The organism is Shewanella donghaensis (genome assembly GCF_007567505.1).
Lineage (GTDB): Bacteria > Pseudomonadota > Gammaproteobacteria > Enterobacterales > Shewanellaceae > Shewanella > Shewanella donghaensis.
Genome location: NZ_CP041783.1, coordinates 1,209,214 through 1,222,470 on the forward strand (window position 1 = coordinate 1,209,214; position 13,257 = coordinate 1,222,470).

General features: G+C 40.6%; 10 protein-coding genes. 8 read left to right on the forward strand and 2 right to left on the reverse strand.

Annotated elements, in window-relative coordinates; translation table 11 throughout:
* Window positions 1-112: 112 nt before the first annotated feature.
* Window positions 113-3,616: a transcription-repair coupling factor gene (gene mfd, locus FPK91_RS05120; RefSeq protein ID WP_144208918.1), complete on the forward strand. Its 3,504-nt coding sequence runs from the start codon at window positions 113-115 to the stop codon at window positions 3,614-3,616.
* Complete coding sequence (locus FPK91_RS05125) at window positions 3,616-4,584, forward strand: peptidoglycan binding protein CsiV (protein WP_144208922.1); 969 nt, start codon at window positions 3,616-3,618, stop codon at window positions 4,582-4,584. The genes mfd and FPK91_RS05125 overlap by 1 nt, the downstream gene beginning before the upstream one ends.
* 192 nt (window positions 4,585-4,776) lie before the next feature.
* Here FPK91_RS05125 and nagZ read toward each other — a convergent pair whose 3' ends face one another.
* Window positions 4,777-5,805: a beta-N-acetylhexosaminidase gene (nagZ, locus tag FPK91_RS05130; protein ID WP_144208925.1), complete on the reverse strand. Its 1,029-nt coding sequence runs from the start codon at window positions 5,803-5,805 to the stop codon at window positions 4,777-4,779.
* 469 nt (window positions 5,806-6,274) lie between these two features.
* Between nagZ and FPK91_RS05135 the strand changes: the two genes are divergently transcribed.
* The 5 genes from FPK91_RS05135 to FPK91_RS05155 all read left to right on the forward strand — a co-directional run bounded on the left by FPK91_RS05135 (window position 6,275) and on the right by FPK91_RS05155 (window position 9,852).
* Window positions 6,275-7,651, forward strand: a complete 1,377-nt coding sequence (locus FPK91_RS05135) for an L-serine ammonia-lyase (protein ID WP_144208928.1) — start codon at window positions 6,275-6,277, stop codon at window positions 7,649-7,651.
* Between the two features lie 280 nt (window positions 7,652-7,931).
* Window positions 7,932-8,117: a hypothetical protein gene (locus FPK91_RS05140; protein ID WP_144208931.1), complete on the forward strand. Its 186-nt coding sequence runs from the start codon at window positions 7,932-7,934 to the stop codon at window positions 8,115-8,117.
* 162 nt (window positions 8,118-8,279) lie between these two features.
* Window positions 8,280-8,759: a DUF4234 domain-containing protein gene (locus FPK91_RS05145; RefSeq protein WP_144208934.1), complete on the forward strand. Its 480-nt coding sequence runs from the start codon at window positions 8,280-8,282 to the stop codon at window positions 8,757-8,759.
* Complete coding sequence (locus tag FPK91_RS05150) at window positions 8,756-9,208, forward strand: hypothetical protein (protein ID WP_144208938.1); 453 nt, start codon at window positions 8,756-8,758, stop codon at window positions 9,206-9,208. The genes FPK91_RS05145 and FPK91_RS05150 overlap by 4 nt, the downstream gene beginning before the upstream one ends.
* A 122-nt stretch (window positions 9,209-9,330) precedes the next feature.
* The gene (locus FPK91_RS05155; protein WP_144208941.1) at window positions 9,331-9,852 is read left to right on the forward strand and encodes an SMI1/KNR4 family protein; all 522 of its coding nucleotides are present in this window, start codon (window positions 9,331-9,333) and stop codon (window positions 9,850-9,852) included.
* Between the two features lie 171 nt (window positions 9,853-10,023).
* Here the strand turns inward: FPK91_RS05155 and FPK91_RS05160 are convergent, their stop codons facing one another.
* A complete protein-coding gene (locus FPK91_RS05160) occupies window positions 10,024-11,622 on the reverse strand; it encodes an FG-GAP repeat protein (protein WP_144208944.1) in 1,599 nt (532 codons plus the stop codon).
* 712 nt (window positions 11,623-12,334) lie between these two features.
* Here FPK91_RS05160 and FPK91_RS05165 point away from each other — a divergent pair.
* Entirely contained in the window at window positions 12,335-13,081 is a 747-nt protein-coding gene (locus FPK91_RS05165) for an HAD-IIA family hydrolase (RefSeq protein ID WP_144208947.1), read from the forward strand.
* Window positions 13,082-13,257 lie beyond the last annotated feature (176 nt).

Sequence of the window (13,257 nt, forward strand, 5' to 3'; positions counted from 1 at the left end):
CATAATTTGGTGATAATCAACTATCACCTAACCAAATTGAGTTAAACGTCGGCTTGGAAAGTCACGCTTGCTGAATTTATCACTTTATAAAAGAAGTTAGTTTACCTATTCAATGAAGAATTTTAGCGTTCTAACACCGCCAAGTGTTAAAAAAGGCCAACAGTTTCAAACCTTAACCACACTTGGAGGCGTCTCTCAAGCTATTACGCTTTCAAGCCTAATTTCGCAGCATTCAGGTACCAGCCTCATTGTAACCAGCGACACGCCAAGTGCATTGCAGCTTGAAGTCGAACTGGGCTACCTGTTGGCTGAATCAGAAATCAACGTCTGTTTATTCCCCGATCGCGAGACGCTGCCTTATGACAGTTTCTCACCCCATCAAGACTTGATTTCCCAGCGTTTAGAAACTTTAGCCCAAATGAGCCAATCACAGCACAATGTCATCATAGTGCCAGTGAACACCTTAATGGTTAAGTTACCGCCTAAATCCTATTTAACATCAAACGTGATGTTATTAAAAAAAGGCGATACCTATCAATTACAACAAGTTAGACAACATCTAACTGACACTGGCTATTACTTGGTTGATCAAGTTTATGAGCATGGTGAGTTTGCGATTCGTGGCTCTATTCTCGATATATTCCCTACCGGTTTTCAAGAGCCATTACGCATTGAATTATTCGATGACGAAGTTGAGTCTATCCGTCATTTTGATGTCGATACTCAGCGCTCAAAAGAAGAAATTGATTCGATAAGAATGCTACCAGCAAAAGAGTTTCCGACTGATGCTGCTGGAATTGAAGGTTTTAGACAACGCTATCGTCGCCGTTTTGAAGTGATATCAAAAGAAGCCGAATCAGTTTATCAACAAGTCAGTCGTGGCCTCATGCCTGCAGGTATTGAGAACTACTTACCGCTGTTTTTTGAAGAATCTGCCAATCTATTTGATTATATTCCCCAGGATACGCAATTAATCACCCTTGGTGATATTGAGCAAGCGAGCGAACATCATTTAGTTGAGATTAAAGCACGATATGAAGATCGCCGCGTTGACCCATTAAAACCACTACTGGCACCGCAAGAACTATACATTCTTACCGATGAGCTTTTTGCTGCCTTTAAAAATTACACTCGCTCGCAAATCACCACTCCATCAAAAAATGCTGAAGGTGAAATTGAGGTTATTGCTAAATCTCAGCAAGCAAATGCTACAACACTGCCTGACATCAACGCCAACCATAAGCTCAAGCAACCCTTACTGAACTTGCAAGAATACAGTCAATCTCAAACCCAGTTAGTCTTCAGTGCCGAATCTGAAGGACGACGTGAAGCGCTGATTGAGTTGCTGGGTAAAATAGGTATTAAACCAAAGCAATTTAACCATTTAAATGCCTTCATTGCCGCAAAAGAACCCATTGGTTTAATCGTTTCACCTTTGTCACAAGGTTGCATGCTTCATGACACACCTAAGGGCGATATTAGTGTCATTTGTGAGACCGAGCTATTTGGCCAACGTATCTCACAGCGCCGCCGCCGTGAAAAGCAAAAACAGGTTAGTTCAGATGTACTAGTTAAGAATTTAGCCGAGCTTAAAGTCGGTGATCCTATCGTGCATTTAGAACACGGGGTTGCGCTATATCAAGGTCTAGTCACTCTTGATACTGGCGGGTTAGTGGCTGAATATATGCAACTTGAATATACCGGAGGCGACAAACTGTATGTGCCGGTGTCATCACTGCATCTTATTAGCCGCTATAGCGTCGGCGCAGATGAAAACCCAACACTCAATAAATTAGGTAACGAAACCTGGTCTAAAGCCAAGAAAAAAGCCATTGAGAAAATTCGTGATGTGGCAGCTGAATTACTGGATGTCTATGCAAGACGCCAAGCGCGCCCTGGTGATGCCGTTAAAATTGATGCCGAAGAATATGCTCAATTCTCGCAAGGTTTCCCGTTTGAAGAAACTGTCGATCAAGAAACCGCGATTGAAGCCGTACTCACCGACATGCAAACACCGATGGCGATGGACAGATTAGTCTGTGGTGATGTTGGTTTTGGTAAAACTGAAGTCGCGATGCGCGCAGCTTTTGTGGCCGTAAATGCTGGTAAACAAGTGGTGGTATTAGTGCCAACGACCCTGCTTGCCCAGCAACACTATGAAAACTTTAAAGATCGCTTCGCCGATTGGCCAATGGTGATTGAAGTCATGTCGCGCTTTCGTTCAGCTAAAGAGCAAACTCAAGTACTCAAATCATTATCTGACGGTAAAGTCGATATCGTTATAGGTACCCATAAATTACTGCAAGCTGAAGCTAATTTTGAAAACTTAGGTTTACTGGTTATCGATGAAGAACATCGATTTGGTGTGCGCCAAAAAGAAAAGATTAAAGCCCTGCGCGCCAATGTAGACATTTTAACGCTGACCGCAACACCTATTCCAAGAACACTCAATATGGCGATGTCGGGCATGCGAGATTTATCTATCATCGCCACTCCACCAGCAAAACGCCTTGCGGTTAAAACCTTTGTGCGTGAATACGATATCGCCACAGTACGAGAAGCCATATTGCGTGAAATTCTGCGTGGTGGCCAAGTGTACTTTTTACATAATAATGTTGAAACCATTGAGAAATGTGCTCAAGACATTCGCGAGTTACTACCAGAAGCGCGGGTTGTATCAGCCCACGGTCAAATGCGTGAACGTGAACTTGAAAAAGTAATGTCAGAGTTTTACCACCAGCGCTTTAACGTACTTGTGTGTACCACCATTATTGAAACCGGTATTGATGTACCAAGCGCCAATACCATTATTATCAATAGAGCGGATAAATTTGGTTTAGCCCAATTACACCAATTACGTGGCCGTGTTGGTCGCTCACATCACCAAGCTTATGCTTACTTGATGACACCACACCCTAAACTTATGAGCACAGATGCTCGTAAGCGATTAGCAGCAATTGATGCACTAGAAGATTTAGGTGCTGGCTTTATGCTGGCAACACAAGATTTAGAAATACGCGGCGCAGGTGAATTACTGGGCGACGAACAAAGCGGTCATATATCTAAAATTGGTTTTAGTCTTTACATGGAAATGCTTGAATCAGCCGTTAAAGCCCTTAAAGAAGGTAAGGAGCCTTCGCTGGACTACATGCTGAAATCACAATGTGAAGTCGAACTTCGTATTCCTGCATTGCTACCTGATGATTATGTTTCAGACGTTAATATGCGTTTATCGCTTTATAAGCGTATCGCCAACTGCGAAACAGAAAGAATGATAGATGAGCTGAAAGTTGAGTTTATTGATCGCTTTGGCATGCTGCCTGAGCCGACTAAGAACTTAATGGAATTGACCGTATATAAACATAAAGCTACGGCGTTAGGGGCAACGAAGATTGAAATGCACGCTAAAGGTGGCAGTATCGAATTTAGCGATGACCATAAAATAGACCCAATGTTTATCATTGGTTTATTACAAAGCCAACCAAAAATTTATCGAATGGAAGGCTCAAATAAGTTAAGGTTCACTATGCCTGCAGAAACCAGCAAGCAACGACTAGACTTAATTAAGATGTTATTAGAACAACTCCATAAACACCGTACTGGAGCAACTAAATAGTGCTGCGTAATATTGTTTTATCCATTGCCGCTTTAGCGGCAATCACAACACCCATTCATGCCCAAGCTAAATCATGGTTTGAAGTTGAAGTGTATGTATTTGAAAGACAAACTAACAGTGTCGAAAAGTGGCAAGAAAATACTGCTGCGGCGCCCAATAGTAAGAATGTCGACTTAATTACGCCAATGATCAGTAATGATATTACAGGCGTTGCTTTGGGCTTATCAGGTTGCACCTCAACGGATTGGACCAGCAGCGAAGTTGACTGCCAAGATCCGTTAGTCAGCGCTAACAAAACAACTTTCCCAAGCCAGGTGCCCTTTTCGATTGCTGCTGCAGAACCTCAACAAGCCTACTTAGGCGATGGTCCAGTATTACTGGCTGAATCGCAAAGTGAGTTTGCAGAGATCATTCAATCAGTGCGCCGCGAATCAAATGTACGCAGCTTGCTTCACATCACTTGGCAGCAAGATATGAAATCTCGTAATCGTGCTAAACCAATGAGAATTTTTGCAGGTAAAGACTACTCTGAAGAGTTTGAGTATTCTGGTAATGCGATTACTGAACTACAAGATGACGAGTTTTCGAGTTTTGATTTCAACGCTAATTTCGGCAGCTTTGGAAGTTTAGTCAGCGAGCCGCAAACATCGCCTGTTTGGGAGCTAGACGGTAATATTAATATTTACCTAAGCCACTATCTGTTTATTGAAACAAACTTGGCTTTGCGTCAACCAATTCAAAAGAAAGTCGTTCAAAATGAATACTATCAGTACTCAACGCCTACTGATGCCGATAAAGTGATGAGTCCGTTTTTACAGTCTATTCCAATGGTACAAAATCGTCGCGTAAGAAGCGGCGAAGTCCATTATTTTGACCACCCAAATTTCGGCATTGTTATGCAAATCAGAAAAATGGAACAACCATCAGAAACAAGACCCGCTAGCTTATCGATTGATGCTGCTGATTAGATAGTGCTTATTAAATAGTGCGGATTAATAGCGAGTAACTGCGTGCTAGCGCTTGATGTAAGTGGTAATAAGTTTGATGTAAAAAAGAGCTAATCAATTGATTAGCTCTTTTTCTTTATTTAAGCCACAAAGAATATGTCTAAATTCGCGAATACATTCATCAGGACATTAATAAATGCATTAATAAGTGCATTAATCAGTACTGCTCGCCGCTACTATTTGCTTTGCTAATTGTTGTGCATTCTCCCACCGCAGTGGTTCTGCAAGTGCCAGCATGACCTGTTCAATATCCGCTTTTAACGCAATTGCCGATTTAAATTCAGACAATTTCTCAGGCCAGCTAAATTCAGTTAATAGGGTTTTCACACCTTCGGGATCATTACAAACCAGGATCATATTACAACCCGCAGATAACGCAGCTTGCGCCCTGCCAATATAATCACCCGCAAAGCTTGCGCCTTTCATGCCAAGATCATCAGAAAATATCACCCCATCAAATTGTAATTGAGTGCGTAAAACATCCTGCAACCAGTAGGTAGAAAAACCAGCAGGATTAGGGTCAATTTGCGAATAAACCACATGTGCAGGCATCACACCATTTAGCTGTTTATCAGCGATTAACTGTTTAAAAGGCTGCATATCATGATTGAAGATAACTTCTTTACTGCGAGTATCTTCAGCCATGGCCACATGCGTATCTGCTTTGACGCTACCATGCCCAGGAAAGTGCTTTCCTACCGCTGCCATTCCAGCTTGGTTCATACCGTTAATAAAGCTCTCAGACAACTCACTCACTTGCGAAGGGTCAGCGCTAAAGCTACGAGTACCAATAACATCACTGATACCGTTAACATCAAGTACCGGGGCAAAGCTCAAATCGATATCGCATGCTAATAGCTCTATGGCCATCAAGAAGCCCAGCTCTTGGCTCCAACTTTTAGCTAACGCGATATCGCCTCTTGCTGCTGGTAGAATATCGCCCATAGCCGGTAACACACTAAAGTCATCACGAAAACGCTGTACTCGTCCACCTTCATGATCAACCGCTATCAATAAATTCTGGCGTATTGCTCTAACAGATTTAACTAATTCAACTAACTGTGTTTTATTAGAAAAATTACGTGTAAATAAAATTATTCCGCCCACTTGGGGATGGATTAATAATCCTGCTTCTTCCTCACTGACGGTTAAGCCAGCTAAGTCCATCATTAAATAACTCACGCTTACTCCTAAAAAACCTGTTAAATGATTAAACCCCAAGTGAATTGTTGGTAAACCAAACAATTTAACTTGGCGAGTCACTCTGCAATAAACTGAACTAATCTGAATCGTGATGCATAAGAAAATCTAATGAAGCATCTAATAAAAAGTATGGGATACTGCTATCAAATGCTTCAAATGAAATAGATCTGCATAAGCCTAAACTAGGACAGAGATCATATAAAATACAGTAAGTCAGATATTAATGACTTCTGCATAATCAGTGTTAACTGCGAATTAACCCTCTCAATTTAACTCCATTATGCCGCTATATTTTAAATTTCCTAGTTAAAACCCTCATAAACCGACCCCTTATGAGTACTTGGCCAAAAATACAGCATCAAAAATCAATTGATGAAAATTATAGAATTAAGCACCAAAAAAATATAAACGACTAAAATAATAAAAACTGATTAAAAGGTTGATAACAATGATTAGCGTATTTGATATGTTCAAAATCGGTATTGGGCCATCAAGCTCCCATACCGTAGGCCCGATGAAAGCGGGTAAATTATTTATGCAGCACTTGAGCGATCACGGCTTGTTGCAACAAACTGATGAATTACAGTCTCAACTATTTGGCTCCCTAGGCCAAACAGGTAAAGGACACGGTACCGGTAAAGCGGTCATTCTTGGTTTAATGGGCGAAGCACCTGACACGGTCGATACCGATGCTATTGATGCCATTCTTGAACAAGTCTCCACTTCGCAAACACTCAAAATTGCAGATGGACGCTTAGTTAAGTTCACCCGTGACAATGGTGTGACTTATCATCGCCGTAAAAGCTTACCTGCTCATGCAAATGCCATGACCTTATATGCTTTTGCCAAAGGCGAATGCATCTATGAGCGCACTTATTATTCCGTTGGTGGCGGCTTTATTCTAGATGAAGATGAAATCACTCAACGTGACGCCTCACCTGCAGCGCCAATTAAGTCTGCCCCTTATGATTTTGACTCAGCGGCTCAATTACTCGAACTTTGCGGTGAAAATGGCTTAAGTATTTCATCACTGATGATGTCAAACGAGCTAAGTATTGCCACTGAGGCAGATGTTAAACAAGGTTTGTGGGATATCTGGCAAACCATGAAAGACTGCATTGAACGTGGCTACCAAAAAGAAGGCATGTTACCTGGTGGTTTAAAGCTTCGTCGTCGTGCGCCTGCACTATATCGCCGTTTACAAGCTGAAGGGCGCAATAACAATGACCCATTAACCGCTATGGACTGGGTCGATTTATTCGCATTATCTGTTAATGAGCAAAATGCCGCTGGCGATCGCGTTGTTACCGCACCGACCAATGGCGCTGCAGGGATTATTCCTGCGGTTTTATGCTACTACCACACCTTCGTGCAAGAAGTGGATATTGAAGTGTGTTGCCGCTTTTTATTAACTGCAGCCGCAATTGGTATTTTATACAAAAAGAATGCTTCGATTTCTGGCGCTGAAGTGGGTTGCCAAGGTGAAGTCGGCGTTGCCTGTTCAATGGCGGCTGGTGCACTCACTGAAATTATGGGCGGTACGGTTGAGCACGTAGAGAATGCTGCCGAAATCGGTATGGAACATAACTTAGGTTTAACCTGCGATCCTGTTGGCGGCTTAGTACAAGTGCCTTGTATTGAACGTAATGCCATGGGCGCAATTAAAGCCATTAATGCTTCACGTATGGCACTTCGCGGAGATGGAAATCATAAAGTCAGCCTAGATAAAGTCATTAAAACCATGATGGATACAGGCAAAGATATGCGCAGTAAATATAAAGAAACTGCCAAAGGTGGTTTAGCGGTAAATATCGTTGAGTGTTAATGAGAATGATTTTTTATTAAACTAACTATGCCACTACAAACATAGTAAATACCCATAAAAGAGGCTTAACAGCCTCTTTTTTTGTTCAAAACTTGTACTAACCGCCCTTTCAGTCAGGTATACATATTTAAAACCAAGCATCATTGATTCATCCTTAAGTCATTTTCAATTCAATTTTCTGTAGTTTTTATCTCGTATTTGCCTACCAACTAATATGGTGATATTTTACGCCACATAGTGTGCTTCATTAAATGTTTGAAAAGGAATTTCAGCAATATTTATGGATAAATTATCGAATAAAAGACGTTACTTAGTGATTACCGCTATTACGCTTCTTGGATTGGTTTACAACATCATCGAACAGGATTTTATCGGCTCTACAATATTTTTAGTGCTGGTTATTGCCATCACTGTCACTGCTTTTATCAAAAGCTTCGCTCATGCTGAAAGTCCAAAGAATCAATAACTCGCAACGATCTGGCTGGTAAACTGTATGCTGATGGCGTTCACTTATTGGGTTTATTGTCGCTTGTAAGCAAGCAGATCAACATACTCGGCATCAAGAATATCCTCTGCGCTTTAAGAAATAGCAATAAGAAAGCAGCTTCGCTGGAAGGAATTTATTAAAATGGATTTTAAACACGTTTTCAAAGCAGATTCAGTCGTTAAAACACTCGTCCTGAGTGTGTTAACTTTTGGGATATATTTTATCTATAAGCTTTATCAGTTTTCAACTCAAATAAATCACAATACCCAACTGAAAATATCGACCACGTTCATGGGGATTGCAATAGTTCTGTTTGCCATGGCATTAAGCAGCCTGATTTACGCCATTGTCAATTTTCACGACCCTCTCATATTAAAAGGCTCCATTGGTATTCATCTGATCTCTACTGTTTTTGATATGGTGTGGATATTTATGGTTAGGAATCACATTAACTGCATTTCAGGCGCTAACAAAGGCGACCCCCTTTGGTTAAATCCATTTATTACTTCATTTTTTCATGTTATTTATATGCAGCATAAAATAAACCAAGGTTTATCATATTCACTACAAGCGCCGAATCAAACGGATGATAGGCAAACTAACAAGGAAGTCGTAACTTGAAATATTTAACAGTCGTATTCATATTATTTATGAGCGCATGCTCCTCCACTCAGAGTGAAATACCCCACTTCGATAAAACCCAAGTGATGGACATTATTACACTAAGTGAAGAAAGAGCATCCGCAGGGCTTGGTGTAAAAGGTGTTTTTCATTTACCGATAAAAGCTTCAGGCGTTAAACGGGAGTTCACTTACTTAAATACTGAAGATGACTACCGTGATAGAAGAAATATCACCATTGCGATTTATCCTCAAGTCACAAGTGCTTTCATTAAACAATACGGTACCACTCCAGAAACTTACTTCATTAATAAAACCATAGAAGTGACCGGTGAAGCTAAACGAGTCAAAATATACTTCAATTCAAACGGCAAATATTCAGGGAAGTATTACTTCCAAACCCATATCGATGTTTCATCTCTACAACAAATTAAAATAGTTAACGAATAAGCCCAAAGGTATTCTTAAGTAAGTCTTGGAGTGGGATAGCAAAATGATAAACATCTCACTTCAATTTTTGATATTTAAAATATTGAAGCTTTAAATATTATCTCATTAGGAGTCTCTCATCTATGTCTACTTCATTTATCCCTAATACCTTCAATATCCCACTGACGTTAAACACCGAACATTTTAGCTTATGCGAACTTGCACCCAATGTAACTCAACAAGATTTTGATGCTGTTATGTCAAGCCTAAAACGCTTGAAATGTTTTTTTGGCCCAAGTTCCATTTGGCCTGAAGACACCATGACACTTGAAGAAAATACCGCCAGCTTAGCCATCCACCAGCAAGAATTTAACGCAAGAGAAGCATTTGCATATTCAGTATTTAATAAGTCAAATACTCGATGTCTTGGTTCTGTGTATATCGATCCAAGCCGATCGCAAAATTACGACTGCGAAGTCTATTTTTGGATTAGGGAGGATAGTGTTGATTTGGAAGATGAACTCTATAACACGGTTAAAAAATGGCTCAAAAATATCTGGCCGTTCACCAAATTCGTATTTCCAGGAAGAAGTGTTGATTGGAAAACATGGTCTAGAGAAATAAACAACAATCAACAAGTGCAAGAATTCTATGAGCCAATTTAATAACAATTCAACAATTCAACAATTCACAACACGATACTTATCAGTTCAGCAATGCAAGAACAGTTCATGCTTCGAGCATTGCAATATCACATAAGGGTTTGCCCCAATGTCAGCCAAACCCTTAATGAGACGATGCTTTGATTAAGCCCTTTCACTAAGTCGTTATACTGTTCATAGGCATTGTCGGCTATAAGCTTGACTGCCTTCGTCGCTAATACTCAATACTGCGCTAGCATCTTTAATTATGCAGCGGCCATCCTGTGCTTTGGCCGTTATATTGGCACCATTATATTCAAAGGCTTTAACGCTACATTGCTCAAAATTTAATACATCGGTTACGGTTTGACTACCATGGTCCCAGTTAGAAAACAGTGTATTACCTTCACTCCAAAATGTATTTTCAGCTTCAATGCTAAAATCACATGCTTGAAAGCTTAAGGCATATATTGCCCCTGACACACCTGCGCCGCCGCCCATGTTGACAGTAATAGTGCCCTGATCTCTATTAGTATCTACCAATGACATTGAGCGGCTAAAACGTTCTTCTGAGTCTAAAGATAAATCAAAGCCGCCCTCGGTTTCATTAATGCGGCTATAAGATTTAACGCTTTTATCAGAGTTTAAATACAACACATACCCTACCCCTGCGCCATATTGATTTGCGCCAGTGATCAAATCGGCTACACCATCACCATTTAAATCACCCGCGGCCACTAAGGCATGGCCAAAATGTCCACCAGCAGTGCCATTGGGATTTGAATCTAAGGGAATGGTTTCATCAAAACCTGCTAGACCTGGGGCAATTTTTAGCTTATCAACAACCTCATAAGTGTCACTATCAAGCGACAAAATCCAAATAGCTCCCATACCATTGTCTGACTCAAATGCACCGACTGCGAGCTCTTGAGTACCATTTTTATCAAGATCCCCAAGTAACGCAGACTCTCGACCGCCAAAACTATCATTGGCAGTTAACCCATCACCAAAGCCCCCCATATTACTGCCTATGGTGACGATATCATTATCAATGAGCTCAGAATTTGCATCGAAAAATAACAGTTGAATGCTGCCACCATCAACAGTACTGGGTTGGGCGGCCACTAAATCGATTTTACCGTCCTGATTGAGATCCCCTACAGCGCTCAACCCTTGGGCCACAACGCCGCCATTTTTAACCATGGATTTAACTGTGCCATCGCTATTGAGGTGTAGAATATAAATAGCAGGTATACTGGCAGCAGGCGCTGATACAGCGATATCAGGAATAGTATCGCCGTCGTAATCACCTATGCCAGCAACGCCATAACCAAAGAAATCGCCACCATCTAAGGTGCCTAAAAAATTGCCTTGTAGCATGGAGATTTTTTGATTTGCCGCTACGGTGCCGTCCTGGTTCATAAATAGAATATACACAGCGCCCGCATCTATCGCGCCATCGTCATCAGAGCGGGCACCCACCACTAAATCACTAATACCATCACCATTAATATCACCGGCATTATCGTGATCACGGCCAAAACGATCACCACTGTCTATATCGGCGATAAAACCAGCTTCACTATCAGCAATTCGAATAACTTCACTTGGGCCAAATGCTACAAATTCGCCTAAAACAGGATCTGGGAGTGTTGCAGGTGGGGTGCTGGTTGGAGGATTGACGATTTCATCAGTTGGTAAGCTAGTACTATCATCTGAACCACACGCTTGCAGTGCCAAGGTTATCGTAACGAGGAGTGCCAATACATTTAAATGGCGCTTATGATATTTCATTAGTGTTCCCTACTGCTGTCATTATTATTCGCTGGATGTGATTTATCACACATTTTTATGTTAATTTTCCAACGTGTCATTGATTTTTATAGCATAAATGAATTAACAGTATGATAACGTCAAGATAAGTTAAAGAAATGTAAAGAGCTAGTTACTCCTGCGCTATAACTTAACTGCAAGACGGTTATAGCAAAGATTAAATAGTTAAGCCTTAGGGTTTCCCTTGTATCTAACTTTTAGGGTCTATCTAAAGTTTTACGTTATAAATATGATGGCGCTATTTATTTAATGGCGAGAATAGCCTTTTGAACTTATCACTGGCTAAGTAAAGCCTGAGCTCCAAATAAGCAATACAGGCGGCGTTACTTATCCCAAATTATAAACACTAAGCACATAGGCTAGAGAAATAAACAACAATCAATAAGTGCATAAATTCAATGAGCAAAGCTAATAACAGCTCGAGTATGTATTCTAAAAAATGTCGGGGTCATTGTCGACGTCGGTTTATGCCATAAACCAGTAAGTAACTTTTTATCGTTGTACCTAAATAAATCATGCCACTTTAAAAAGACGAATATTCTTTAAATAGACCCTTTTATACTCACAACTTAGTCCTTCTCAAGATGATTTTTATGACAAAGTATGCTTGTATGAATTAACAGCAAATTGATTGTTTTTAGTGATATAAATTATTTAGCGATGAGGTTAGTGAATGAAAAATATTATCTGTGATATTGATGGCGTTTTACTGCACGATAACAAGCTAATACCAGGAAGTGATAAATTCATTCATAGAATTCTTGAGCAGGGAAATCCACTGGTAATTCTTACCAATTACCCAGTTCAAACAGGAAAAGATTTACAAAATAGGTTGGGTGCGGCAGGAATTAAGGTACCTGAAACCTGTTTTTACACTTCTGCCATGGCGACAGCTGATTTCTTAAAGCATCAAACCGGCAGTAAAGCTTATGTTATTGGTGAAGGCGCCCTAACCCATGAACTTTATAATGCAGGCTTTACCATTACTGATATAAATCCTGATTTTGTGATTGTGGGAGAAACACGCTCATTTAACTGGGATATGATCCATAAAGCATCGAAGTTTATTGCGGAGGGAGCGCGTTTTATTGCCACCAACCCCGATACCCACGGTCCAGCTTACAGTCCTGCATGTGGCGCTTTATGTGCTCCAATAGAGCGTATTACTGGTAAAAAACCATTTTATGTGGGTAAGCCAAGTTCATGGATTATTCGTTCAGCACTTAATCACATAAAAGGTCACTCAGAGAATACCATAATCATCGGCGACAACATGCGCACTGACATTCTTGCAGGGTTTCAAGCTGGCTTAGAAACTATCCTAGTGACCAGTGGCGTAAGCCAATTTGCAGATATTGATAAAGAACCTTTTAGACCTAATCATGTGTTTAAATGTGCTGGTGACATTGATGTGGTTTAATCTTATGACCCTTTCAAAGCTCACTAAATTCAGCTACTGCAACACTATTCGTCGGTCATTATTTCCCATGGTTAACATTAGGTAACATAATTTCAAGCCTATGCTCTTGTTTGATGCATAGGCTTGATTCATTATGCGCCTACACACATATTTATAGCTAATTGAATGAGTTACTT